This window comes from Psychrobacter sp. I-STPA10, assembly GCF_021012795.1.
Taxonomy (GTDB): Bacteria; Pseudomonadota; Gammaproteobacteria; order Pseudomonadales; family Moraxellaceae; genus Psychrobacter.
On record NZ_VFYU01000008.1, the window covers coordinates 42,962 to 69,474 of the forward strand.

20 protein-coding genes and 1 pseudogene are annotated in these 26,513 nt (G+C 36.9%); 12 read left to right on the forward strand and 9 right to left on the reverse strand.

The window, feature by feature from the left end:
- Positions 1 to 403 precede the first annotated feature (403 nt).
- From FHK89_RS03855 to purH, 3 genes are all read left to right on the forward strand, one after another.
- On the forward strand, positions 404 to 1,966 hold the full coding sequence (locus FHK89_RS03855) for a DUF3426 domain-containing protein (RefSeq protein ID WP_230656980.1): 1,563 nt from the start codon (positions 404 to 406) through the stop codon (positions 1,964 to 1,966).
- Between the two features lie 105 nt (positions 1,967 to 2,071).
- On the forward strand, positions 2,072 to 2,353 hold the full coding sequence (gene fis, locus FHK89_RS03860; RefSeq protein WP_230656982.1) for a DNA-binding transcriptional regulator Fis: 282 nt from the start codon (positions 2,072 to 2,074) through the stop codon (positions 2,351 to 2,353).
- A 382-nt stretch (positions 2,354 to 2,735) separates the two neighbouring features.
- Positions 2,736 to 4,346, forward strand: a complete 1,611-nt coding sequence (gene purH, locus FHK89_RS03865) for a bifunctional phosphoribosylaminoimidazolecarboxamide formyltransferase/IMP cyclohydrolase (RefSeq protein ID WP_230656984.1) — start codon at positions 2,736 to 2,738, stop codon at positions 4,344 to 4,346.
- Positions 4,347 to 4,509: 163 nt separating this feature from the next.
- Here the strand turns inward: purH and FHK89_RS03870 are convergent, their stop codons facing one another.
- A complete protein-coding gene (locus tag FHK89_RS03870; RefSeq protein WP_230656986.1) occupies positions 4,510 to 5,181 on the reverse strand; it encodes an alpha/beta hydrolase in 672 nt (223 codons plus the stop codon).
- Between the two features lie 269 nt (positions 5,182 to 5,450).
- Here FHK89_RS03870 and FHK89_RS03875 point away from each other — a divergent pair, with 269 nt between their 5' ends.
- From FHK89_RS03875 to creC, 3 genes are all read left to right on the forward strand, one after another.
- Positions 5,451 to 6,263 carry a sulfite exporter TauE/SafE family protein gene (locus FHK89_RS03875; protein ID WP_230656988.1) on the forward strand — a complete coding sequence of 271 codons (813 nt, stop codon included), beginning with the start codon at positions 5,451 to 5,453 and terminating at the stop codon, positions 6,261 to 6,263.
- Between the two features lie 174 nt (positions 6,264 to 6,437).
- The gene (locus FHK89_RS03880; protein ID WP_329958683.1) at positions 6,438 to 7,286 is read left to right on the forward strand and encodes a response regulator; all 849 of its coding nucleotides are present in this window, start codon (positions 6,438 to 6,440) and stop codon (positions 7,284 to 7,286) included.
- A complete protein-coding gene (creC, locus tag FHK89_RS03885; RefSeq protein WP_230656992.1) occupies positions 7,283 to 9,091 on the forward strand; it encodes a two-component system sensor histidine kinase CreC in 1,809 nt (602 codons plus the stop codon). The genes FHK89_RS03880 and creC overlap by 4 nt, the downstream gene beginning before the upstream one ends.
- A gap of 149 nt (positions 9,092 to 9,240) precedes the next feature.
- On the opposite strand, the pseudogene FHK89_RS03890 reads toward creC, so the two are convergent.
- A pseudogene (locus FHK89_RS03890) lies at positions 9,241 to 9,348 on the reverse strand (YkvA family protein); the annotation flags it as partial.
- A 677-nt stretch (positions 9,349 to 10,025) separates the two neighbouring features.
- On the opposite strand from FHK89_RS03890, the gene gdhA reads away from it, so the two are divergent.
- Complete coding sequence (gene gdhA, locus FHK89_RS03895) at positions 10,026 to 11,372, forward strand: NADP-specific glutamate dehydrogenase (protein WP_230656996.1); 1,347 nt, start codon at positions 10,026 to 10,028, stop codon at positions 11,370 to 11,372.
- 146 nt (positions 11,373 to 11,518) lie between these two features.
- On the opposite strand, the gene FHK89_RS03900 is transcribed toward gdhA, so the two are convergent.
- From FHK89_RS03900 to FHK89_RS03915, 4 genes are all read right to left on the reverse strand, one after another.
- The gene (locus FHK89_RS03900; protein WP_230656998.1) at positions 11,519 to 11,851 is read right to left on the reverse strand and encodes a hypothetical protein; all 333 of its coding nucleotides are present in this window, start codon (positions 11,849 to 11,851) and stop codon (positions 11,519 to 11,521) included.
- A 170-nt stretch (positions 11,852 to 12,021) separates the two neighbouring features.
- On the reverse strand, positions 12,022 to 12,819 hold the full coding sequence (locus FHK89_RS03905) for a hypothetical protein (protein WP_230657000.1): 798 nt from the start codon (positions 12,817 to 12,819) through the stop codon (positions 12,022 to 12,024).
- Between the two features lie 97 nt (positions 12,820 to 12,916).
- Positions 12,917 to 13,318: a hypothetical protein gene (locus tag FHK89_RS03910; RefSeq protein WP_230657002.1), complete on the reverse strand. Its 402-nt coding sequence runs from the start codon at positions 13,316 to 13,318 to the stop codon at positions 12,917 to 12,919.
- A gap of 144 nt (positions 13,319 to 13,462) precedes the next feature.
- Positions 13,463 to 15,160 carry an AMP-binding protein gene (locus tag FHK89_RS03915; protein WP_230657004.1) on the reverse strand — a complete coding sequence of 566 codons (1,698 nt, stop codon included), beginning with the start codon at positions 15,158 to 15,160 and terminating at the stop codon, positions 13,463 to 13,465.
- Positions 15,161 to 15,867: 707 nt separating this feature from the next.
- Between FHK89_RS03915 and purB the strand changes: the two genes are divergently transcribed.
- From purB to FHK89_RS03940, 5 genes are all read left to right on the forward strand, one after another.
- The gene (gene purB / locus FHK89_RS03920; RefSeq protein WP_230657005.1) at positions 15,868 to 17,256 is read left to right on the forward strand and encodes an adenylosuccinate lyase; all 1,389 of its coding nucleotides are present in this window, start codon (positions 15,868 to 15,870) and stop codon (positions 17,254 to 17,256) included.
- Positions 17,257 to 17,382: 126 nt separating this feature from the next.
- Complete coding sequence (locus tag FHK89_RS03925; protein WP_230657007.1) at positions 17,383 to 18,600, forward strand: hypothetical protein; 1,218 nt, start codon at positions 17,383 to 17,385, stop codon at positions 18,598 to 18,600.
- A gap of 524 nt (positions 18,601 to 19,124) precedes the next feature.
- Positions 19,125 to 19,703 carry a DUF2238 domain-containing protein gene (locus tag FHK89_RS03930; RefSeq protein ID WP_230657025.1) on the forward strand — a complete coding sequence of 193 codons (579 nt, stop codon included), beginning with the start codon at positions 19,125 to 19,127 and terminating at the stop codon, positions 19,701 to 19,703.
- Positions 19,700 to 20,284 carry a hypothetical protein gene (locus FHK89_RS03935; protein ID WP_230657009.1) on the forward strand — a complete coding sequence of 195 codons (585 nt, stop codon included), beginning with the start codon at positions 19,700 to 19,702 and terminating at the stop codon, positions 20,282 to 20,284. The genes FHK89_RS03930 and FHK89_RS03935 overlap by 4 nt, the downstream gene beginning before the upstream one ends.
- Before the next feature lie 8 nt (positions 20,285 to 20,292).
- Positions 20,293 to 21,531: a cupin domain-containing protein gene (locus FHK89_RS03940; protein ID WP_230657011.1), complete on the forward strand. Its 1,239-nt coding sequence runs from the start codon at positions 20,293 to 20,295 to the stop codon at positions 21,529 to 21,531.
- A gap of 121 nt (positions 21,532 to 21,652) precedes the next feature.
- Here the strand turns inward: FHK89_RS03940 and FHK89_RS03945 are convergent, their stop codons facing one another.
- From FHK89_RS03945 to FHK89_RS03955, 3 genes are all read right to left on the reverse strand, one after another.
- Positions 21,653 to 23,101, reverse strand: coding sequence for an SLC13 family permease (locus FHK89_RS03945; RefSeq protein WP_230657014.1), 1,449 nt, complete (start codon positions 23,099 to 23,101; stop codon positions 21,653 to 21,655).
- A 559-nt stretch (positions 23,102 to 23,660) separates the two neighbouring features.
- Complete coding sequence (locus FHK89_RS03950; protein WP_230657016.1) at positions 23,661 to 24,581, reverse strand: OmpA family protein; 921 nt, start codon at positions 24,579 to 24,581, stop codon at positions 23,661 to 23,663.
- An 89-nt stretch (positions 24,582 to 24,670) separates the two neighbouring features.
- Positions 24,671 to 26,513, reverse strand: a 1,843-nt coding sequence (locus tag FHK89_RS03955; RefSeq protein WP_230657018.1) for a YadA family autotransporter adhesin, incomplete at its 5' end; no start/stop codon positions are given.

A 26,513-nucleotide genomic window follows, 5' to 3' on the forward strand; every position in this document is an offset into this window, starting at 1 on the left:
TTAGTAACATCTGTTAATATGGTACATATATTAAAAACTTTGTTATACTTCTTAAAACATTTGATAGATTATTAAAATTTTTGTATGCATCACATGATACTTGCTTAAAAACAGTGTATTGTAAAGCATTTATTTTTCAAAAATTCTAAATAAAAACCATAATATAACAGTAATAAAAAGCGACAAAATTTAAAAAAATTACTTTAACAAAACTGGATGTTATGAACAATAAAAGTAACCATAACATCAATATTTTAAAAATCGCCGAACTTGTACTAATATAGCTTTACTACCCATGCTTTTCCTACCATAATCCATAGTATGTGTAGGGATTTTATGGCAATTATGTTATTATATGGTTTTTATGATTAATTTACTTATCTATTAAAAATAGTAGGCACGTATGGATAATTTAATTAAAATACAATGTCCACATTGTCAGGCTATTTATAAATATCCTGTCAAACAGCTTAATGCTGGCATTCATTCAGCTCGCTGTGCACGTTGCCAAAACTCATTTCCTATTCAACAAAACTTACTTGCTGCGCAACCTAAGCCAGCGATCTCAACGAATACATCTGCAAAACCCACACCCAAATCTACAAAAACACAGGCAAAAAAAATCAAGCCCATCGCTGATGTTTCTACTGCCCTAAAGGCAAACCTTGCCTCTCAAACCTTTGTTCACCAAGAAGACAATGCCTCTTCTGTCGCCATTATTGCCTACGGTGACGATGATGATAGCGATTGGTTAGAAAATCTATTTAATGAACCAAAAAAACCAAAAAAACAGCAGCGACCAAACAATATTGCTCGCTCAAAGACGACCACAAAATCTGCAAAACCTGTAACATCTACAAAGTCTGTAAAAGCAGATATTAAATCCCCTATTGCTATGAAGCAACAGACCAAGCAGCCAACTTCCACAAAACCAGTGTCTGTAAAAGAGGATGAAAACTCAAAACAAAATGAAATCTGGCCATCAGATTTTATTGAAAATCTATACCACAAAGTCAAAAAAAATCAAGATGTAATAGAAAGTGCCAATAAGAAAAAGGATTCAGTAACTACTAATAATACAGAGGCACTACCAAATGCTATGGATGCCAGTACATATATTAGCAATAATAATGATGATAATAATACTGCATCCAATTCACCCGCAGCTATTAATACAAAAAATACCAATAGGGCTCAAGCAGATAGTACTAAAGTAAGTAATAACTCAGGACAAAAACAGCCCATAACAAAAAAGCAAACAATAAACAGCCAAGCAATAAACAGCCAAAACACAAGTAGCCAAGCACCCCTATTGGCTGCTAGTGCAGCAACTCATACTCATACAACAAAAGATAGTATCGCGCCTTATTCTGCACCAAAAAGTACCGCTCAAAGCCATACTACAAAAAAACCTGCCACATTATTCAACACGTCACCAAAAGCAATCAAAGATGAGTATATGCAAGCAACTACTCCTAGCATGCAACAAATCAATACCCACCGCTCGATTTATGTCTCTTTATTTTGGACATTTGGCTGTCTGGCGCTTTTGCTATTATTGCTGGCTCAATACGTTATTTTTAATCTAGACAACCTCATTAAAAATCCAAATAGTCAAAAAAAGCTTGCCGTTTTTTGTCATACCGTCTCTTGCTCACTACCCAGTGCTGAGCTACAAAATATTATGATAACTCATAAGACCCTACGTGCCAGTAAGGTTATGAAGGGTAAAACAGATATTTTGGCATCTTTAGTCAATAACAGCGACCAAGAACAACTCTATCCAAATTTGCATGTGCGTCTGTATCAAGACCAAACGCTTTTAGGAGAGTTTATCGCCACACCACAAGATTATCTAACGGTATCTCAACGAATATTAGGTCGTAAACAAGTGAAGCTTTTTATGCTTCGCGTTGATATACCACGCAATAAAATTACCGAAGTTGATATTACGCCATTATATTAAAACAAGGTATGACTACAATATAAAATCATCGTACTCAACTTTATTGTTTACATTCACATTGTTTACATCCATTCGTAACAACTGGCTTGACGCAAGGATTTATCCATGTCACAACCATTATCTGACCTACAATTAAACTCCCCCTCTCCCTCCAATACCAATAAACCACTACGCATCTATGTTGAGCATGCCGTGCGACAATATTTTGCTGAGCTTGAAGGCGAACAGCCGCATGACTTGTATGAATTGGTATTACAAGAAGTCGAAAAACCCTTATTAGCAGTGGTATTAGAAAATACTCGAGGTAATCAAAGTAAAACTGCTCAAATATTAGGCTTAAATCGTGGTACATTGCGTAAGAAAATGCAAAATTATGGCTTAATATAAACTGCCATCAGCAATGATACATGACTGACTGCTAAATCGTTAACACTTGGATTCACATATTAAGAAGCTGTATTCACAACCCATAATGGTAGATTTTTGCCTAAAATAGACGTACTACGGCGTTAAATTTTGGGTTAAATAGAGTGACTATTCGCCCCAAAATTTGCCTTGTATTACGCAATTTTAGTTTAAAACTCCCCTGATTTTGGATTATGAATACAGGTTCTAAAAAAATCAAATAATTAGGAATTATGATCCTAAAGCTTATTTTTTTATTGATTTTGCTTTATCATGTTGCCGCTGCAAACAAAGCCTAACAACAAAGCTTTTTTTCACTGCACATTTTATTATTTCATTACTTAACTGAACGGAAATATCTATTATGACAGCTAAGCCCTTTGCCTTACTTTCTGTTTCTGATAAAACAGATATTGTTTCATTTGCCCAAGGTTTGATTGCCGTAGGGTTTGATTTGCTATCGACAGGTGGCACTTATCGTCTGCTCCAAGAGCAAGGGGTAGAAGTTACTGAAGTTGCCAACTATACTGGCTTTCCAGAGATGATGGATGGTCGAGTCAAAACACTGCATCCAAAAATTCATGGCGGTATTTTGGGTCGTGCCAATCAAGACGAATCAGTGATGGCAGAACATGATATTCGTGCCATTGATTTGGTGGTAGTGAACTTATATCCATTTGCACAAACCATTGCCAAAGAAAATGTCACATTGGCAGATGCCATCGAAAATATTGATATTGGTGGCCCTACCATGGTACGCTCAGCTGCCAAAAACCATGCTCGAGTTGGTATTGTTACCAGCCCCAAAGATTATGACCAAGTATTGGCAGAGCTCAAAGATACAGGCTCACTTAGCAATCAAACACGTTTTGATTTGGCAGTAAAAGCCTTTGAGCACACTGCACAATATGATGGTATGATTGCTTCATTCTTGGGCAGCCGCCTAAATACTGATAACAGTAACAATGATGATAACGTAGATGCTAAGGCTGGTGATATTTTCCCACGCACATTTAATCTACAAATGCGTAAAGCACAAGACTTGCGTTATGGTGAAAATCCACATCAGCAAGCGGCATTCTATGTCGAAAATCACCCTATTCATACCCCACAAAGCTCGATTGCCACGGCAAAACAGCATCAAGGTAAAGAGTTATCTTATAACAACATTGCTGATACCGATGCGGCTCTTGAGTGCGTCAAATCATTTAGTCAGCCTGCCTGCGTCATTGTCAAACATGCTAATCCTTGTGGTGTCGCAATTGACGTCAACCAAGTGGCTGCTTATCAAACTGCCTTTAGTACTGATGCTGAATCTTCATTCGGCGGGATAATTGCCTTTAACCGCCCATTAACTGTCGCGGCTGCACAAGCAATTATTGATAATCAATTTGCCGAAGTAATTATTGCCCCAAGCTTAGAAGATGGTGTGCTTGAGATTACTGCTCGTAAGAAAAATGTGCGTGTTTTGACTTGTGGCGAACTGCCTGATCCTAAACAGCGTCAAGCACAGTTTGACTTTAAACGTGTCAACGGTGGTTTACTGGTTCAAAACCAAGACTTGGCACTTATTGGCGTTGATGACTTACAAGTGGTCACCAAGCTTGCACCAACCGATGCACAGCTAGAAGACTTGCTGTTTACATGGACAGTAGCAAAATACGTCAAATCAAATGCCATCGTATATGGTAAAGACAAACGTACCATTGGCGTGGGTGCAGGTCAAATGAGCCGTGTTAACTCGGCTCGTATTGCTGCAATTAAAGCAGAACATGCAGGGCTAGCAACTCAAGGTGCAGTCATGGCATCTGACGCCTTCTTCCCATTCCGTGATGGTATCGATAATGCTGCTAGTGTTGGTATCAAAGCCATTATTCAACCAGGTGGGTCTATTCGTGATGAAGAAACCATAGCCGCTGCTAACGAGCACGGTATTGCCATGGTATTTACGGGTATGCGCCATTTCCGTCATTAATAAACAGCCATTAATAATCAATACTGTCACATCAGTACAAAAAATCGCCCTTATCAATTTTTGATAAGAGCGATTTTTTATTTTTGTCATCACATGAAACAAATGATTTTATAATAGACAGAACAGACTACGATACTAGTATCATATGTCATGTGTCATGCTTTTATTTTAGCACCTGATTTAGCCATGCACCAATATGCTGTATCTGTGGCATACAAACCTGATGCGCCATTGGATAGGTTGAAAAGTCCACCTGATAGTTTTTATTTTTTAATAAGGCAGCGGCACGTTGTCCCAAAACCACAGGGACGACAGGATCTTGCGTCCCATGATCGATCTTAATAGGAAGTTGCTGATTGGCAGTAGCAAACTGTACTTGATTTTCAGTAGCAAAATAAGTGGAGAGTGCCAGTAAACCTGCTAATGGTTTTGAATAACTTAATGCCGTATGATACGCCACTGCCCCACCTTGAGAAAATCCTGCAATGACAATATGTTCAGGATTCACACCGCGCTCTATCTCACGCGTGATTAAATCAACGATTCGCTGTGATGATATTTTAATCTGTTCTACATCTACCTTACGCTCAATACTCATCTCTTTGATGTCATACCATGCAGGCATCACCATACCGCCATTGATGGTGACAGGTATTTGCGGTGCATGTGGAAATACAAAGCGTATCCCAAGCTGATTATCTAAACCTAACTGCGGTACAACAGGCTCAAAATCATGCCCACTCGCACCCAAACCATGTAGCCAAATAACGGCTCTATCAATATTGTTGTTATTCGGGTTATGCTCAACGGTTACACAGTCTAAATATTGGGTCATTATTTTCTCCATTAATTATAGAAATATTTTTTTGTCTAAATGACAGATATTGCTAAATTCACTTAGGACTGACGCAATATAAAAATATCGCTGTCATCTTAATACTTTATAGTTTATTAATTAGTGAAAGTTTAACAGTCCCTATTATTGCATGTTTTATCATCAATAATACTTTTACTCTATAATAGTTAAGTACTATAGCCAAAATAACAACAAATAATGGCGGATTCGCCTCATAAGTGCAACCAAAAAATAAGCATAAATATAATATGATAAATTCTATCTTATCCCTCTTATCCCTACCCCATGACCTATCACTGCATCTACCCTTTCATCTGTCAGTTTGGTTAATGCTTGCCCTGTTTACTGTAGGCATAATTGCCTTTATCATCTCAACCGTCTCAGGCGGTGGTGGTGCACTGTTATTAATTCCCATTGTAACATTTCTTATTGGTGCGCCCGCTGCGCCGCCAGTGATTAACTTAGGTACATTCATTGGGCGACCAGTACGTTTATATCTGTTTTGGCAAGATATAAAGTGGCAACTGGTGTTATATTATGTACCCAGCGCCTTAATTGGGGCAACACTAGCAGGGCTGCTATTTAGTCGTCTAAATGCACATTGGATTCAGCTTATTGTTGGTATTTTTTTGCTCTCAACAGTACTGCAATACCGTTTTGGTAAGGTTGATAAGACATTTGATATACCATTAAAGGGGTTTATAGCGCTTGGATTTTTGGTTGCCTTTATTAGCACCTTGGTCGGCGGACTAGGGCCGGTGATGAATCCTTTTTATATGAATGCAGGACTGCAAAAAGAAGACTTGGTTGCCACCAAAACTGCCAATGCCTTTTTTGTGGGTATCGCTCAGCTAGGTAGTTATACCTTTTTTGGTATTCTCACCCCCACATTATGGCTCTATGGGTTGATTTTGGGACTAGGTGCAGTGGTGGGTAACATCATTGGTAAACGCTGCTTATCTTATATGAGCGCACGCCAATTTCGTTTTGCGCTGATATTATTGATGATGATGAGTGGTATTGTGATGATTGCTAATAACTGGCAGTTTATTTTTACGTAGATTGATTTTCTGCAACATGCTACACAAACTGATGCCACACAACAACGAATTTTATGACCACTGAATTACTGCCTAACACTTCATGACTTTTTCATCAAATTAGCATCGGGTGGTGGCACAAATTTATGCTAGGATAAAGGACACATTGACCCAAAAATAAAGATGAATAGCAAGATGAACAATTATCAGATGAATAATAACCAAGCACATATTTTATTAGTTGAAGATGACCCTGCCATTGCCGCCTCCCTTAAAATTACCTTTAAGCGTGAAGGCTGGCAAGTAAGCTGGCTGGATAATGCCAGTGCAGTATTACCTTTATTAAAACAATACCATCAAGATGACTCTAATAATAATGGTATAAACAATGGCGATAAACCTCAAGGACTATCAGCAATTATTTTAGATGTTGGTCTACCTGACGGTGATGGACTCAGCCTATGTCAACAAATTCGCCACAGTGACAGCATTGGCAATCTAAATACACTGCCAATTATCTTTTTAACTGCCCGCAGTGAGGAAGTTGACCGCATATTAGGGCTTGAAGTGGGTGGTGATGATTACTGCCCCAAGCCATTTAGTCCGCGTGAATTAGTCGCTCGCCTCAAAGCCATTTGGCGACGCCAACAATTAAGCCAATCTCAAGCTACAGAAGAATCAGTAGCCTTGCTGTCTGCCTCTAATACAAACGAAACCCCAGACGCATTGACTGCTCAAGTATTTAATTTGGCATCAGGCGCATGGTTGTATGAGCCAAAAAATTATCGCTTATTTTGGCAACAGCAAAAACTCAATCTTAGTAATACCGAGCGCAAGCTATTATTGGCATTTTTGCAAGCTCCAAACCGGGTGTTTAGCCGTGAACAGCTATTAACTGCCATTAGTGACTATCCAGACCATAGGCTTGCCCGCACCATTGACAGTCATATCAAGTCCATTCGCAAACAGCTTGCCGACATTGACCCATCGATAGAAGTTATCCATACTCACCGTGGTATTGGCTATGGACTCTGCCCTGCATGAGCAATTCTGATGATAAGAGCACAATTGAAGATGATTGGCAACAAAATCAACCAAACCACAATCGCCAACCACCACCTGTAGTCAAAGCGAATAACTGGTATGCTAAGCTGCACCCTTTTGGTAAATCATCTCAACCCACCCAAGCTAAACAGATGAATAGCCAGCCACTAAATCTAAGCTTATTTTTTCGCATTTGGCTGGCTGTTGCCATTATTATCATCATCTCAGGTACTGTGGTGTTTATACAACTGTTTGATTACGTGCGCCCCGTCACCCAACAAGTGCTAGAAGATACCTTAGTAGATACTGCCAAACTGTTAGCCATTAACCTAGAACAGCCAATGGCGACAGGAGAAATTTATGATGCCAACTATCAAGCATCACTAGACAAAGCCTTTGCTGACCCTGCCCTACCCACAGCACGTTCTTATAACAGTCGCTATATTAACTACCAAGAGTTGGATACTTTAAGCACTTGGTACCAACAAAAGACCCACAGCAGCTTTCGAGTATATATCACCGATGCCACTGGCAAAGTCATTTATGACTCTCTAACAGATGCTAACAATGCTGAAGCGGAAAACTATTACAAATGGAATGATGTCTATCTTACGCTCAATGGTCAATATGGCGCACGCACAACTCGAAAAGACCCTGAAGATTCTGCCACCTCGATGATGTATGTTGCCCAGCCCATCAAAAATAATAACGGTCATATTATTGGGGTGGTCAGCGTGGGCAAACCCATGGCGACCATTTTGCCTTATTTAGATGCCACTCGACAGCGTATGCTCACCACCTGCCTATTTATTAGTTTGTTGGCATTGCTATTGGCAGGGCTAGTGGCATGGTGGCTGCAACAAAGCATGCAGTTAGTGACCCGTTATACACAATCACTGGCAGAAGATGAAAAAAAACCCTATTTTTATCTGGGACGTGAGCTCAATGAATTGACAGACACCATCGAGAATATGAAACATCGCCTAGAGAATCGTGCCTACGTCACTGACTATGTGCACACCCTAACCCATGAGCTAAAAAGCCCATTAACGGCAATTCGTGCATGTGGTGAGTTATTAGAAGATGAGGGATTAGATAGTGATGATAGACTGATGCTCAGTCAAACCATATCTGAGCAAAGCCTGAAACTACAACATCTTATTGATAGATTACTATTACTGGCAAAAATTGAACAACCCACGTTTAAGCTCAATATTGAAAAAATTGACTTAATCGCACTACTACAAACCCTCATAGCACACAATGAAAGCAAAAGTCTTAATCACAATATCCCCATTACATTGCACAATGACTATCCATCTGTAGAAGATAACCAATCACCTCTATATATATTGGCAGATAAATTTTGGCTTGCTCAAGCCCTACAAAATATCTTGGATAATGCGCTATATTTTGCCCACTCTAGCGTGGTTATTGACATAGAGAATATGTCTGATTTTGATATGACAAATAAACCTCAGAAACAAGTCATTATCTCGATATTTAATGATGGTGATACCATTCCAGAATATGCGTTAAGTAAGGTTTTTGAACGCTATTTTAGCTTATCACACCAACATATTCCTGCCCATTCAAGCCTGCCCTCAGGTAAAAAAGGTACAGGACTGGGTATGACATTGGTCAAGCAAGTCATCGAACGGCATACAGGCTCAGTCAGCATTGCCAATATAGATAATAATAATATTGATATTACAACTGATGGCAACTGCGATAACTCCCTCCAAAAATATAGCACGGCGACAGGCTCTGGTGTCTTAGTCACCGTGCGCTTGCCATCATTATGACATTAACATATTCTTGCTTGAGCGTTAACTTAACTTATTAATTAACAGTCTTATGTATCTTATGGCTAAGCCTTAGTATTTGATGGATTGGCTTGGCTGTCTTTCCAACGTGCATATCTTTTCAAGTCACGCTCTGCCATTCTTAAACATAAGGCAATCATGATTGCATCATCAATATAACCAATAACTGGAATAAAATCTGGAATAAAATCAATGGGATTAATCACATATAACAGCCCAACCACCACCGCTGCAATGGTGGTATAAGGCACAACTCGATAATTTCCCAAATAGTAATCTTTAATCAAACCTAATAACAAAGTCACATCTTTAAGAAAGCGGGATAAATCATTGCTATCTTTGAGTTTCTTTTGTAACTTATCTTCCTCATTCAACAAATATTTTATCTTATCTTGATTACGGCGACCTTCATCTTGAGTATTGTACGTTTTGTCATTACCAGATGAGACATTATCATTTTGTGAAATCATCATAAAAAACTCCTTCATTAAAGTTTATCTAAATTTAACTGCTGAAATGTCTAAAAATATGGCATTACTATAACAACTATTGTGTGTATCTCTAAATAAGTTAAGCGTAACTTTTGCTTAAAATTTGTAAGATCATGCTGAGTTACAAAGCTGTTTCATGGTGTTAGGTATCCTCTTCACACTGCTACTTTCATGGCTAATTTCATTGCTGCAATATGAATCATATTTACCACAATCAACACAACTTTATACCAATATTAAAAATAATATTTTAATATAAGTTACTGTTATTAATGAAGAAATTATTACAATTAATGAGTATAAATCAGTAGCAGAATGTTATAAATTAGCAGATAATTAAAAATGTTTTTTTAATTACGGATTTAAATCATAAGTCCAAAATAGCCTATAAAAGTATGCGGTTAATATAAGGAATATTGTTAATGAGTTTACAACAAGTCATTCAAAAACTAGAAGACCTCTACCCTCATCAACCAGAATTTATCCAAGCGGTTAAAGAAGTCGCTATTACTATTGAAGATATTTATGACAATAACACCAATTATAATACTTATAAAATTTTTGAACGACTTACCGAACCTGATCGTATTATTAGCTTTCGAGTCAACTGGGAAGATGATGCAGGTAATATCCAAGTAAATCGTGGCTGGCGTGTGCAGTTTAGCAATGCGCTAGGACCTTATAAAGGTGGCTTACGCTTTCACCCCACTGTCAATGAATCTGTCCTTAAATTTTTAGGCTTTGAACAAATTTTCAAAAATGCACTCACAGGTTTGCCAATGGGCGGCGCTAAAGGTGGCTCTGACTTTGACCCTAAAGGTAAGTCTGACAATGAAATCCGCCGTTTTTGTTATGCCTTTATCCGTGAATTATATCAATACATCGGCAAAGATTTAGATGTTCCCGCAGGTGACATTGGCGTTGGTGGTAGAGAAGTCAGCTATATGTTTGCCATGTACAAAAACCTTACTCATGAATACAGTGGAGTACTTACAGGTAAAGGCGTAGGCTTTGGTGGTAGTCTAATTCGTACGGAAGCCACAGGTTATGGCGCTGTATATTTCTTAGAAAATATGTTGGCAGTAAATAACGATAACTTACAAGGCAAAAAAGTACTGGTCTCTGGTGCAGGCAATGTCTCTTTGCATGCTGCTGAAAAAGCCATCATGCTCGGTGCAACCGTACTCACAGTATCAGACTCTAAAGGTACATTGCATGATGCCCAAGGCTTTGATCAACAAAAAATTGACTGGCTAAAAGAGCAAAAAGCCTGCCATAAACCACTGGCAGAGTATATAGAAAAATTCGGTGGTGAATGGTTAGAAGGACAAAAACCGTGGCAGTTTAAAGCGGATATTGCCTTGCCTTGTGCCACTCAAAATGAGGTCGATGCGACAAATGCTCAACAAATGGTCGATAATAGCATTAAATATGTGGTGGAAGGGGCAAATATGCCACTCACTGCTGAAGCAATTGACGTCATCCGTGAACATCACGTTCACTATGCTCCCGGTAAAGCAGCAAATGCTGGTGGTGTGGCGGTATCTGGACTAGAAATGTCACAAAACTCAGTACGTCAATACCGCAGTTTTGAAGAACTTGATGAGCAGCTTAAATGTATCATGAGAAATATTCATGATGATGCCGCCAGTGCCGCTCAGCAATATGCTAAAGGTGATGAGCCTTGTGTGGATTATATGACAGGTGCCAATATCGCTGGCTTTAAGCGTGCTGCTGATGCGCTAGTTGCCTATGGTGTGCTAAATTAAGATTGTTTCAATAATTCAATAATAGTCACCTACTTATTTACCTATCCGTTCAACTATCCAATAGCAAAAGATACCTACAATATTTTGTAGGTATCTTTTTTTATTTTAATAGCCTCCACAACTTACTAATATAACTTAAAATATCTTTATTGATGATACTGTTTACAAGAAATATTATATCTTCCAAAACTTAAACTATAGCCATAAGAATTACCATGAATAACTTGATTATCTTTGCAAGTATAATCTGCTTTATAAGTATAATCTTCACCCCTTGAAGGATATTGAATTGAGAATGTACAGCCTTCTTTAGGAACTTTTATTAAAAAACCGTCTCTTGGGCAGGTATTATCTGGTAGAATCTTTCCAAAATTCTTATAGTCTAGCTTATTAGTATTCCCACTACTATCACTATCACCACCACAACCTGCTAATACAGCTGCTAACCCTAGTATAGACACTCCTAAAAGTTTATTCATCTCTATTCCTTAAACAAATTAATTTAGATAATTTCTTATTAAAATCAAAATCTTAAATAATTTTATAAAGTATTGTCTAAACTGTAAATATTTCTTTAATAAAAATATAAAATTCATAAAAAAATAAGTATAAACTATTATACTTTTACTTCTTTTTTATTAATATTTTATTAATTATCTTCCATTACTTCATAAATATGATACGTAAGCTGTGCCACTGGCTGTAACTCAGAGGTGAACTGATAGAAACGTATGTCATAGCTGCCTACCTGCCAACCATCATAAGGAAGAAAGCTAACCCAGTTTTGGTTGCTATCTGCGACAATATCTTTCTTTTCAAATAACAATACTTGTCCTGTCTCATTATTTACCCACTTTACAAAAACATAAGGAGAAGCAGGTACTTGTCCTCGTGTATCTAAATGAGCATAAATTTTGGCATGTTTATTAATTTTAGTGGTATCGATAGAAGTTGCTGGCATGATGGCATCAAATGATAATCTCACTTCACCGACCAAGGGCTGATTATCATTTTTTTTATATAACTCCTCCACTGCGCGCTCTGCAAAGCGGCGTTTATCAGCAATAACGCTACTGGCATCTTTACTCATAAACTTATCAATGTACTGACCTAATACAAAATCAGGCATGTCATTGATAAGAGCCTTCGCTTGTTCTTCTGTATACTCATTAATACTTGCTTGTGGTTGGTGATTATCAATTAGTTTATCAGGGTCGGCTTGATTTACGGATATGGATAAGTCAGATGAGTTTTGAGGGTTATCTTGACTAGAATCATCATTAATAATTGGGTTATCAAGTTTGCTCGACTGCTGGTTTTGCATCACTGCTTGTTGTTTTGCCTGTAGTAATCTATCCATTTGTTGCTTGGTCATGGCGATATAGGTGACTAAGCAACCAAGTAAAAAGGCTATAGTAATAGTGGCTATCGTAGTAATTTTTTGCATTATATATTTACAGTAATTGTTAAAATCGGAATAATAAAAAAGAAGCATAAATATAATTTATACTTCTTTTAAAAAAGTTTGATATTTTAATACTAATTTAGGATTTGCAAAGAACTGTTGCTTTATTTTTACCTATTGACAGATTAATAGTTTTTGCTTCAATATTTAATCCACCTTGTGACCCTTTAACCTTATCTCCTATACAGGTATAAGTCAATGCAGTGCCATTTTGAAGATTTGGATGAGCAAATTTACATCCAGATTTTGTTGCATATACTTCGCTTTTTTCAGCATTAATAGTACAAGCATTATCTGTTGCTTTATTATACAATTTAACAATACTTCCACCTTCTGATGGTTTAGTAGGCTCAGTCTGTTCTGATGTTTCTTTTTTCTTATCTACATCATTATTGTGACCACTACTATCACTATCTCCACCACCACAACCTGCTAAAGCCAATGCCATCCCTAATACAGACATTCCTAATAATTTATGCATTCTCATTCCTTATGATTAACAAATTGATTTTGATAAAAAATTTAGCACGGATGTTAAGTGTATAAATATTTTATAAACTTGTAAAGTCTTATCTCATAAAAATCAGAAATCTCTTTGCTTCTCTAAAATTATAAAGACGCAAGACTACTTATTGATGTTAGCTTCATTTGCATGATGATGTTCACGCAGTTTTTGTCGTAATACTTTACCAACATTTGATTTGGGTAATTCATCAATAAACTCAATGTATCTTGGACATTTATATCCTGTCAAATTTTCTAACGCAAATTCTCGAATAGAAGATTCACTTACCGTATCATCTTCACGTATGATAAATAATTTTAGAGATTCACCTTGACGCTCATCAGGAACGCCAATTAAAGCACAATCTACAATTCCAGGACACTCTGACATCACCGCTTCCACTTCATTAGGAAATACATTAAAGCCCGAAACCAATACCATGTCTTTTTTACGATCAAGTAAGGTTATATAACCCCGCTCATCCATACTCACAATGTCGCCACTTTTAAAATAACCATCATGAGTAAACACATCAACATTATCATGATTTAAATATCCTGAAGTAACATTTGGCCCTTTAATACACAGCTCGCCTGCTTCTCCATAACCTACAGGATTGTCATTTTCATCACGAATAGTCACATCCACACTAGGTAAAGGCAGTCCTATTGTCCCATTATAATTGGTATCTGTGACTATATTCGCTGTACCCACAGCGACACCTTCAGTCATGCCCCAACCTTCAATCATGGGACAACCCGTGACTTCAAGCCATTCCCTAGCTGTTTTTTCATTTGCTGCCATACCACCTGCTTGAGTGACCGTCAATCTAGAAAAATCTAGGTTTTTAAAGTCAGGTTGTTTAAGTAATCCATTAAATAAAGTATTGACACCCGGAAAAAAATGAAAAGGTTGTTTGGATAATGTTTTAATAAAACCAGGCATGTCCCTTGGATTTGGAATCATGATAAACGTATATCCAGCACGTATACCCAGTAATGCCAACATAAAAGCAAAAATATGATAAAGTGGTAATGCCATGACCATATTGACATAGACATCTGTAATTTTTTTCGTTGCTGGACGTGACCATGCTTCTGAAGATAATGCAGCAGCGATAAGATTTCGATGAGAGAGCATTGCGCCCTTAGATAAACCCGTTGTACCACCAGTATATTGATAAATGGCTATGTCATCTTGAATCGCTTTTGAGGGATAAAAAGACCGCTGGCTACCTATTTTTAATACATCAGTAAATTTGTAAACTTTATGATCGGGATTATCTAGATTATATTTGGGCACCATTTTTTTGACATTGCGAATAAAAATATTAACTAAAAAACCCTTAAGCCCCATTAGATCGCCCATTTTAGAGACCACAATATTTTTTAGATAGGTCTCATCAACCACTTGCTCTAAAGCTTGAGCAAAATTATCAATCAAAAATATGGTTTCTGCTTTTGAATCAATGAGCTGATGCTTTAATTCTCTACCTGTATATAACGGATTAACAGGTGTACAAATATATCCTGCTTGCAATATGGCAACCATGATAGGTAAATATTGAGGCACATTTGGCATCATTAACGCAATGACACTACCTGCTGGTATTTGCTTGTATTGCAACCAAGAGGATATATTAGCCGCTATTTTCTCAATATCAGCATAAGTATGTGTCACTCCCATACAGGTAGTTAATGGCAAATTACGATAGCGTGCAAAACTGGCATTAAACAGTTCTGTCACATTATGATAGGTTTCTGTATATATGGTTTCAGGTACACTATCAGGGTAACATGCAGTCCAAACTTTATCCAATGATCCCTCCTTTTTTAATTATTAAAAGTCTCATATTAATTTATATAAATACCCATATTAATAAATAAAAATAAAATTACTTTTTTTATTTTTATTTATTAATATGGGTATTTAAACTGCAACTAAAAAATTTAATTAACATAATTATACCTAACATTAATAATGAAATAAAGTAGAAGTCACAACCTTCTAGTCATCAACTATCTATTTTAAATAAGACAAAATCATACGTTAAAGTAAGGAATATTTAATCAATATAATCAATTTCTTACACTCAATGGAATAGAATCATGACAGTTATTATTATTCGTCCTAATCAATTGAATATATATTAGTTTTGTTAACACACACTACAAAATACAAGTTTTAATCAGGTATGATTCTAGCTTGGTTCTTCTATTATTTTATTAATACCAACCTTAGACCATAATAACACAACTTGGTAATTTTATACTTGTCAGCATCAGTGTGGATGAAGTTTGCTATAATATTATTGTAATTTATTTTCCTTATTAAATTTTATTTAACCAACCTATCTATCAATAACCCATATAGAGTTGATTCAAAATAATACTGTTAGAAGCAAGCTGTGGTAAGGTATACATCTGATACTGCGAACAAAGCTGATCTGACAAAGTAACTATTTTATATCAGTTTATATTAGAGTTATATTGAGTTCACTACACCCATAAAGGATACCGTGTTTTATGTTAACTGCCCTATCCCCTATCGATGGACGTTATGCCAATAAAGTAGACGATTTGCGTCCCTTTTTATCCGAGTTTGGTTTAATCAAAGCCCGGGTAACCGTTGAAATACGTTGGTTGCAAGCCCTTGCTGAACGTAGCGACATTGCTGAGCTTGCCACATTTGATAACGACAGCAATGCTTTTTTAAACTCCATTGTTAATGACTTTAGTGAGGCAGATGCTCAGGCCATTAAAGACATTGAAAAAACCACCAACCACGATGTCAAAGCCGTTGAATACTTTATCAAAGATAAATTTAAACAACATGCCCCTTTAAGTGACAGTTTAGAATTTATCCATTTTGCCTGTACCAGTGAAGACATTAATAACCTATCTTATGCATTAATGTTAAAAGATTCTCGTGACCTTCTGGTCACAAAAATGCAACACCTTATCGACAATATCGTCAATCTTGCCAAAATTCACGCCAGTCAACCCATGTTATCACGTACTCATGGACAAACTGCCAGCCCCACCACATTGGGCAAAGAAATGGCAAACGTCGCTTACCGTCTAGCTCGTCAACTAAAACAAGTAAAACAAGTTGAATTATTGGCAAAAATTAATGGTGCCGTGGGTAACTATAATGCTCATTTATCCGCTTATCCTAATATAGACTGGCAAGCCCACGCACAAGCATTTATTAGTGAGCATTTGGGTTTAACTTTTAACCCTTACACCACCCAGATTGAGCCACATGATTATATTGCCGAATTATTTGATGTCATCAAACGCTTTAATACCATATTAATAGATTTTAACCGTGATGTTTGGCAATATATTAGCTTAGGCTATTTTAAACAGCGTCTTAAAGAAGGCGAAGTCGGCTCATCAACCATGCCGCACAAAGTGAATCCGATTGATTTTGAAAACTCTGAAGGTAATTTAGGCGTTGCCAATGCCATGCTAAATCATCTTAGCGAAAAGCTGCCCATCTCACGTATGCAGCGTGATTTATCTGACTCAACTGTTTTGCGTAATATTGGTGTTGGTCTGGCACATAGCATGATTGCCTATGATGCTTGCCTAAAAGGTATTGGTAAACTGGAAGTCAATGCTGAACGTCTAAATAGCGACCTTGATAATGCCCAAGAAGTGCTTGCCGAGCCCATTCAAACGGTGATGCGTCGCTATCGTGTCGCCAATCCGTATGAGAAACTTAAAGCGCTAACTCGTGGACAAGCGATGACCCGTGAAGCAATGCTAACTTTTGTTGATAGTGAAGAGTTGGCAGAAGTCAGCGATGAGGATAAAGTCCGTTTACGCAAGCTTACCCCTGCCACTTATATTGGTAACGCTGAAGCACAAGCATTGGCAATTGAGGAATGGATTGCTAAGCTAGGTTAACAGATTAGCATAAAAATCTTGTTATAGAGCGATGCTAATAAGGCTAACTAGGCTTTAACCCATTGTTATTTTTATCATAACTTAAGTTTATTTTATTGGGTTAAAGTCTAGTTATTGAGATAAGCCATGCCTACAATTAATAAAAAGAAAATATTATTAGGGATTATCAGCATACCGATTATTATTTTTATTGGCTGGTGTTTGTCATTGGCTTATCTACTGTTTATTGAAATCCCATCGCAAGTCCATAATAAAAATATATTAAGCACCTCTTTAAGTGCTTATGCAAAAACAACGCTACCTGCTGAAGGTGTTTATCAAGTACTCAATGACTTTAAAGACACCCATCATTTAAATTTATATGAATTATCCGAAGTAGTGGCACTCATTGATATTGATGGATTGATACACCGCTATCGGTTTAAAGAAGATATTTATCTTGCTGGTGAATTACAGATTTACCCCCAACGTTTTACTTATCGTATAAATAGTGCTGGTGTTAATGATACACGTGATAATGAGATAGTTTATAATCACTTAACAAATACATTGGTAATTACTGACCCATCTATGACGGATATAGGCTCAATAATTACCACTTACTCTGATACAGATATTTGTCATATTTCATTGCTAATTTTTGATAAAAATCATGATAAAGGGCAAGCTCGCTACTTATCAACAAAAAATTCTTTTGGCACTTACTTATCAAGCGACTTTCATAACAGTCAACCAGAGAATCAAAACACACTAGCATATCAAGAATTACAAACAACCAAAAAAATTAATCAGCCCAATAACTCCAATCAAAAAGATAAAAGTAAATGTTTTTATCAACAAGTTTGGGATACAAATAACTTTTCATTAAAGCGTGATTTGCCTGATAATATCAATGAGGCAAAAATTCAACAAGCACAAATACTAGTGGATACACTCAATACATTTAAACAAAAACATCATCTTGTCAATGGTGCAATAGCAGAAGTGCTATCAAAAAGTAATTTACCAACCGTTGAGCTAGCCTATCATAATCGTTATCAAGATGGTGATATGTTAATAGCTTCTGATGGGTATCAATTACCAAACTCTCAATACCAGACATTAACTGCCAATAACAATACATCAGAGCAAACAATGCTGGTGATAATAGAAAATAGCAAGGGTGAACAATATCATGTCATTAGCAAACCCATAACAGATACTCAAAATATGAATTTACTTGTCTTTATTGATAACAAGGCTTTTATCTATCCTATAGCAAATATGAACTCTGTCACTATTGGTCAGCCACGAGAAATGAGTTTAAAAAATATTTTTGATGGATTATCAAATATTTTTAGTTAAGTAATATTTAGAGATAAAGAAAAAGGATTAACGGTGAAGGGTACGAAAACTTACAAAAGTAAAAGAAATGAAATAATTTTGTATCTCTTAACCATCTCTTTATATATTATTGGTGTTTATACATCAATATCTACTACTGCTTTATTCCTACTAAATCTTTTATTACTTATTATCATACAGTTGCACTTATTCTGTATTAAGCATGATATAAATTTTATAGATATTCCCTTTTTTAAATTTAAATTAGATAAAAATCTTATTATTCTTTTACTTTATAGAATAACTATGACTATTTTAATACCATATAACTTTATAATAATATTAAATAATACTTATATATATTTAGTGTATATTATCTTTATTTTATTAAATATTAGAATTGGCTCTTATCTTAGTAATAACAATATGAACCGTAAATGAAACCTCAATCTACTACCCAGCTAAGCCAACTATCCCAACAATCCCAGTTACCCCAACCCTTTAACCGCACCATCTATATCAGCGTTATCATTGTTTTATTGGTAATGGGATTGGCAAGTATTAAGCCGTTAGAATGGTCAAGCTATTTGTTGCACCAAGCAGGTACGGTGATTGTATTAATTGGGCTACTATTGGCATATCGGTATTTGGCAGTGAAAACGTCCTCATTTGTACTGGCGTGTGGGTTTTTGTGGGTACATATCATTGGGGCAAGATATTTGTATTCTTATGTGCCTTATGATGATTGGTTACATACGATTTTTGGGATTAAACTCAATGACATCATGGGTTGGCAACGTAATATGTACGACCGCTTGGTGCATTTTAGCTACGGTTTATTGTTATTTGCAGTGATGCGAGATGTGACCCGTTGCCTATTTCCTACGCTAAATAGCAAGCAATGTATCGCTATTGTATTAATGGTTAATATGTCGAGCAGTATGCTTTATGAGTTATTTGAATGGGGCATTGCCATCGGACTATCACCTGAGGACGCAGAGCGATATAATGGGCAACAAGGCGATATGTGGGACGCCCATAAAGATATGGCGTTGGCGTTATTGGGTGGAATTGTTGGACTGTGTGTGAGTACTGTTGTTGGTATGATAAAGGGTAATAAATGAAATATGAGACTGCTTTGGTATTTGATATTGAGCCCAAACAGTTGGTTTTTAGCATATTAACCAATCTTACTCAGTTAAAAGGGCAGTTTGAGGTCGATTTTAGTTTAACCGCAAAAAATAATATCATTCCCTCTATGATTAAATATTATGATGGTGATGAGTATTATATTTATAATAGCCAACAAGTAATAGATAACTTTGATAAACTTTGGCACTATTTAGAAGTTAATGATGAGTTAGATGAGCTTGTTTTTAAGGTTTTTGATACATTTGATTCTTATGTTTATATAGACAGTCATGACTTCCAATATTTAGAGCTTGGGTTTTATTACTGTTTTGTATTTTCAGAATATAACCAACAAAACAACTCTAGTTTAAGTGTATCAATAAATGATGGTTGGTATCCCATATATTTTTTTATAAAAAATGCTTACTTTGTTTCAATATTGGCTATATTAAAAGATGATATTGATGAAAAAGCCATCGATGCCAACCTTGATAATTTTATTTATGAGCTTGCCAAGATATTAGGTGTTGGTTTTGATGATATAATGGTGAGAAATGAGCACCAAAATAAATAGGGAGGCATATGCAAACCCACCCCACAATCCCCCACTGTTTACCCAATGATATTTCACCAGAGCAGTTTTTGGCTGAATATTGGCAAAAAAAGCCGTTATTGATTAAACAAGGATTACCACAATTAGCAGCTATGTTTGAGCCTGACGATATTTTAGGCTTAGCCCTTGAAGAAGAAGTCACTGCTCGGCTGATTACGCAAACAAAAACAACCAATCCTGCAAATCAATCCCACCCCTATCAATGGCAAGTTAAAAAAAGTCCGTTAGCTAAAACTGATTTTGAGCCGTTAATAAATTCGGATAATGAGTTATGGACGGTATTGGTGCAAAATTTGGAACAATGGTCGCCTGAGCTTGGGCAGTTATGGCAAGCGTTTGACTTTATTCCCAGTTGGCAACGTGATGATATTATGGTGTCCTATGCCCCACAAGGTGGCTCAGTGGGCAAGCATTATGATGATTATGATGTATTTTTAGCACAAGGCTATGGGCAAAGACGCTGGCAGTTGGGCAAATATTGTAATGAAACCACTGAGTTTGTACCTGACCAACCAATCCGTATTTTTGATGATATGGGTGAGATTATTTTTGATGAGGTGTTGCAGGCAGGTGATGTACTATATGTACCACCTAAGCTGTCACATTTTGGTGTGTCAGAAGATAACTGTCTGACTTTCTCATTTGGTTTTCGCCGTCCCAATCTGATGCAAGTATTAGATGGTTTGGCAGATATGGCGACCAGTGAAAGTTCATTGTTTATTCCTATGTTATTAGAGCAAACGCCACAGCCCACAGGACAGTTAAGCCAAGCCAGTATATCTGCGATAAAACGGCAGTTAATTGCTATGCTCAATTCACCATTGGGTGAGCAATTAATCACCCAAACGGTCAGTGAAGTGGTCAGCAAACGCCAATATGATATTTTAATACCAGAAGATATGCTTGCTACTGATGAGGTACTTGAAGCATTGGCAGATGGGGCATGTATTCAAGCGGATTATAATAGTCGTTTGCTATATGTAGAAAACAGTACTCAAGATTGTGAAAATAATATCAGTATTTATGCCAATGGTCAGCTTTTAACCGATTTAAATCCATCTGAAATACACGCTTTAAAACGCTTGGCAGATGGTGAGAGTTTGTATCAACAGGATTTGGCAAATATCGACCCTGATAGCATTATGGAATGGCTAGAAAATAGCTGGGTATGGTTAGATAGCGATATGTTTGATGAGTATGAGGACTAGAATTTTTTCATTAATAGCCACATTAATAGCCATTAATAACCATTTGTTGTCATTAATAAAAAACCGCTAGTCTTATAAGTAGCGGTTTTTTATTTAAAACAAAGGTTAATTTAAAAGAGCATTACATTAAAAAGAAATAAGCCCAAAACCCAATGACAATGGTTGAAACAATATTAAGTATAATACCCACTTTAACCATCTCAGATTGCTTAATTAATCCTGTACCAAATACAATGGCATTCGGTGGGGTTGCCACTGGCAACATAAAGGCACATGATGCACCAATACCAATAATAAGTACCAATACTTCATGAGGAATGTTCATATGCTCAGCAATCGCCATAAATACGGGTACAAGCAATGCCGCTGATGCAGTATTAGAAGCAAACTCAGTTAAAAATATAATAAAAGCAGAAACTGCCAACATCACTAATAATAAGGGTGCAGTTGATAATGCTGATGCCACACTTTCACCCATGACCAGTGATGCGCCAGAGAGTTTTAAGATGTCTGACAAGGCAATACCACCACCAAACAGCATGAGTACGCCCCAATCGGTATTATCAGACACCTGCTTCCATGACACCAAGCCCAAACTAACCACAGCAGCGGCAGCACTTAAGGCGATAATAGAATCCATCTTATCAATAGCAAAGATTTCACTAAGCTGTTTACTCATAATCCACGATAATGCCGCGATAATAAAAACGATGATGGTCAAAATACGAGGCTTCGTCCACGGAATAACTTCTTTATCAACAGCAGCAAACTCAACCTTACGACTTAAATTTGGTTTTAAAATAAAATACATCACACCCAATAACAATGGGGTTAGTACAAGCATCATGGGTATGCCAAACTTCATCCAATCGGTAAAACTAAGGTTTAAGGCTTTAGCTGCAATCGCATTTGGTGGTGAGCCAATCAGTGTTCCCAAACCACCCAAACTGGCAGCATAGGCAATCCCAAGCAGTACAAACACAAAAGTACCACGGTCTTTTTCTTGGTCAACTTGACTCAGCATACCAATGGCTAAAGGCAACATCATCGCAGCAGTGGCGGTGTTGGATATCCACATGGATAACAACGCTGTGGCGGTAAATATCATCATAACTGCAATATTTAATCGACCACCTGATAACGATAAAATACCTAAAGCAATTTTTTTGTCTAACTGCTGTACATGTAGAGCCGCTGCTAACGCAAAACCCCCAAAAAAGATATAAATAATGGGGTTAGAAAAGCTTGATAACGCACTGGTGGTATCAAACTCAGGTATGCCAATAGCCACACCAATTACCATGACTAAAATTGCTGTGATTGTTACATGAATGGCTTCGGTTAACCATAATGCACCAATAAAGGCTAGCATTGCCAATCCTTTATTGACATCATTTTCAAAAGGCATTACATTAAATAAAATCATACTGACAATGGCAGCAATAGCGACAATAATTAAGCCTTTACCTGTTCCCTTAGGAAAAGTGTCTGTAAATAAATACTCATTACCATCATCAGGTAAGTGTTTTTCTAAATTTTTATCATCAGTTTGTGGTTGATTGTTTCTCACACTCATTCCTTTTGACAATTGCTTACGTTAATTAAGTTATGCCAATCTAAAATATATAATCCACAACAGTAAAACTGTCCCTTAACTATTGTCAGGGACATTACTCTATAATTTATATATTAAATATTTTGAAATTGACACCATCAGAAAGGGAGACTTCCCTCTATAGTCGCTCTAAAATAAAATCACCACAAGGCAAACAAGTGAAGATAGCACACATAATACATCTAGTTAAACACCGTGGTGGATTTATTTGGGGTTGACCCTATTGGAATAAACGAACATACTCCATTTTTATCTCTTATCCTTATAATCTCTGCACAAAGAACATTATAAGAAGTCATATACAACTTTAGTCAATGAAGTTGCAACTAAAATACAAACATTCATCATGTTAGTCGTATATGGTAACAGAAATTTACTTATAGGTAACTAGTTGAGCACAAAGCTTTAATTTTTTGCACAAAAAAAGAGCAACCCTATCGGCTACTCTTCTTATTTAAGACTAAGTTATTTAAATCTATACTTTTATAACTTAAATTTTATCTTAATAGACAAATTAACGAGAATGCTCATAAACATTAACGTCCACCTGTACACGGCGGTTAGGTTGTAGGCAATCAATCAACGCTTGACGTCCTAAGCTATCTGAACAAGATTTAACTGGATTGGATTCCCCTGCTCCAGAAGCCACCATAGAAGCAGGTTCAACGCCACGCATAATGAGATACTCTCTAACGGTTTGTGCACGTAATTGTGATAAGTTTAAGTTATACATGGCATCACCAAGTCGATCTGTATAACCAGTAATAATAATTCGGCTATCGCCTTGTTTTTGATATTCTCGTAATTTTGCTGCCAATTGATCTAAGGATTGCTGACCTTGATGAGTCATATCTTGGGTCTGCCATTTATTAAACGCAAACAAAGCATCCGCACTCAAATTAATACGCTCACTCATAATGGGTTGATGTACTGGCTGTGGTTCAACCTGCTGAGTTTGATGGATAATGATGGGAGTTGGTATTGTAACTGGCACGGGAGCTTCTATCTTAGCATACTGTGCACAATCTGCTGGTTTCCAATAAAACTCTTGTGCATGATAATCTTTATCAAAGATGATTTTATATTGACACACTTTCACTGAATCATCAGCTTGATAAAACTTAAGTATATAGTCCCACTCACGAGCATGTTGTGACTCACTAAAATGCGGACGTCCAATCATTTGATAAAGCTGATCCTTACTAACACCAGCACGTACTTTATTTAAATTTTCTCGATTAGGAAATAAACCATCTTTTTCCCATGCATCATCTAGATCAGGAAATACAATATCAGACGCTTGTACCTGTCCTGAGCTACTAATATTATGGCTAACGGTTTTTGTTACGCAACCCACACTCAGTAGCATACCAGCAAACGTAGAAGATAAGACAATAGACTTTGCTATTTGGGTCATACGGGTATTCTTTATCATTATTATTCCTTGATTTAATCTAATAAAAAGGAGCTAGCAGAACAATATGATCCATAATGCTCTACTAGCTGTCTATGGCTTATATTAATTTACCAATGCATCCCAACACCAGCAGAAGCACCTGCATTACCTTCCGTATCAGCCGAACCATTCATCTTGAATACCCAGCGCCCATTGTCAGAAAGTTTTGAGATACCTACTGCAACAGCACCTTCTCCATTATAACTTGCGATACCACCAGAGATCATGCTCTTACCTGGCAAATAAGCTTGAGGTAGTGCTGCCATTGCCATGGCAGAAGAAATACCCGCATTGGCTTGATTAGCAACATCATCTACTTTATAACCCAAATTATTAATTGCATTGGTTAATCTATTATCCACTGCTGCAAGCTGACTGACGTTTACTGCGTCTGTTGGTGCAGCCCCTGCCGCTACATTGGTCACTCGGCGAGTTGCATTAGGTGCACCTACTGAGAATTCACCAGCCACATCTTTACCCACACCAGCAAGATCCGCATAGTTTGCACCATAAGCAGGTTGGTTTTGTAAGTCCGTCACTGGTTTATCAGCAACTGACCCTGCTCCTAATGCAACACTATTTTCTGTTTTTGCTTGCGCATTATTACCAAGCGCAACTGCTGCTTTTGCATTGTCTGCTACTGCCGCATTGCTACCCAACGCTAAACTATCTGCTGCATCTTTGCCTACCGTAGCATGAACACCTATTGCAGTAGAACGAGCAGCTTGTGCACTTGAGTCTTGCGTATTGCCATTTGGTTTAATCGCATTGCTATCCGCACCATTGGTATGGAAGTACTTGATACCTTCCTTATTCATGTGATTAATTGCATCAACAATAGTTTGCCCTTCTTTGGTGCTTTGATTGGCAACATTATAGGTCTCAATTGCTGGTTTACCATCTTTATCAACTTTACCAATGATGTTTTTCTCAATGTTTTTGATATCAACTTTTACGTCACCAGCAACTTTAGTAAATTGTTTGAGCTGTCCAAGATTAACTGCATCTGTATCTGCTTTTCCTGTGCCAACATTACTAATAACATTGCCACCGTTATTTAGACCACTAGCAGTCACACTAACAGGGGCTTTGCTATTATCAGCTGATGTAATGGTAATACCAGAAGCACCATACTGAGCTTTATTACCAGCTTTATCAGTCACTGTTGTTCCTGTCGCTGTCATCGTTGAACTATTGCCATTACCATCTTTAGCAGTAATATTCTTAGTGGAGACATTGGTAAAGTTAACATCATCACTGGTAGCAACTTTATAATCATTACCATTTTTAGTAACTGTTATATTTTTACCTGCACTCACAGTCGTTTTCACACCTGCTTTACTATCAATTGCTTTGATAGCTTCGTCAATGGTGTTTTTACCTGTACCACCGATATCTGTGGTTGTCACCACCCCATTCTTATTAACTGCATTACCACCTAAAACATTGGTAACACTATTAGCAGTATCAAACAGTTGACTACCATTAATCGCATCTTTACTGGTAGCAGTAACAGTACCATTATTCAGGTTAGTGATACCACCTTTCGCAATACTCACGCCGCCTATATTAGCAGTTTTAAAGTTAACATTATCTTTAGTAGCGACAGTGTAGATTGGATTACCATTTTTATCTACACTCGATGTAACAGTAGTATTTTTACCATCTTTAACAATGGTCTTTTTACTGGCTTCTGCTTTTACTGCGTTTAACTGACTGACATTTACTGCATCACCAGCATCTTTACCACCTTTTAATCCAGTGATCTTGTCACCATTCATATTAATGCCATTACCATTTATGGTAGGACCATCGGTAACAGTAATACTGGTTAATCCGGTAAGTACTGGATTTAGGGCAACTTGTACACCACCGCTATTAGCTGTCGTTTTGATATTACTATCACCAGTA

Coding starts and splice junctions, on each gene's coding strand:
- creC (WP_230656992.1), top strand. CDS start 7,283: ATGAGCAATTCTGATGATAAGAGCACAATTGAAGATGATTGGCAACAA.
- gdhA (WP_230656996.1), top strand. CDS start 10,026: ATGAGTTTACAACAAGTCATTCAAAAACTAGAAGACCTCTACCCTCAT.
- FHK89_RS03935 (WP_230657009.1), top strand. CDS start 19,700: ATGAAATATGAGACTGCTTTGGTATTTGATATTGAGCCCAAACAGTTG.
- FHK89_RS03855 (WP_230656980.1), top strand. CDS start 404: ATGGATAATTTAATTAAAATACAATGTCCACATTGTCAGGCTATTTAT.
- FHK89_RS03910 (WP_230657002.1), bottom strand. CDS start 13,318: ATGCATAAATTATTAGGAATGTCTGTATTAGGGATGGCATTGGCTTTA.
- FHK89_RS03940 (WP_230657011.1), top strand. CDS start 20,293: ATGCAAACCCACCCCACAATCCCCCACTGTTTACCCAATGATATTTCA.
- purH (WP_230656984.1), top strand. CDS start 2,736: ATGACAGCTAAGCCCTTTGCCTTACTTTCTGTTTCTGATAAAACAGAT.
- FHK89_RS03950 (WP_230657016.1), bottom strand. CDS start 24,581: ATGATAAAGAATACCCGTATGACCCAAATAGCAAAGTCTATTGTCTTA.
- FHK89_RS03875 (WP_230656988.1), top strand. CDS start 5,451: ATGATAAATTCTATCTTATCCCTCTTATCCCTACCCCATGACCTATCA.
- FHK89_RS03900 (WP_230656998.1), bottom strand. CDS start 11,851: ATGAATAAACTTTTAGGAGTGTCTATACTAGGGTTAGCAGCTGTATTA.
- FHK89_RS03870 (WP_230656986.1), bottom strand. CDS start 5,181: ATGACCCAATATTTAGACTGTGTAACCGTTGAGCATAACCCGAATAAC.
- FHK89_RS03930 (WP_230657025.1), top strand. CDS start 19,125: ATGGGATTGGCAAGTATTAAGCCGTTAGAATGGTCAAGCTATTTGTTG.
- FHK89_RS03880 (WP_329958683.1), top strand. CDS start 6,438: ATGAACAATTATCAGATGAATAATAACCAAGCACATATTTTATTAGTT.
- FHK89_RS03905 (WP_230657000.1), bottom strand. CDS start 12,819: ATGCAAAAAATTACTACGATAGCCACTATTACTATAGCCTTTTTACTT.
- purB (WP_230657005.1), top strand. CDS start 15,868: ATGTTAACTGCCCTATCCCCTATCGATGGACGTTATGCCAATAAAGTA.
- fis (WP_230656982.1), top strand. CDS start 2,072: ATGTCACAACCATTATCTGACCTACAATTAAACTCCCCCTCTCCCTCC.
- FHK89_RS03925 (WP_230657007.1), top strand. CDS start 17,383: ATGCCTACAATTAATAAAAAGAAAATATTATTAGGGATTATCAGCATA.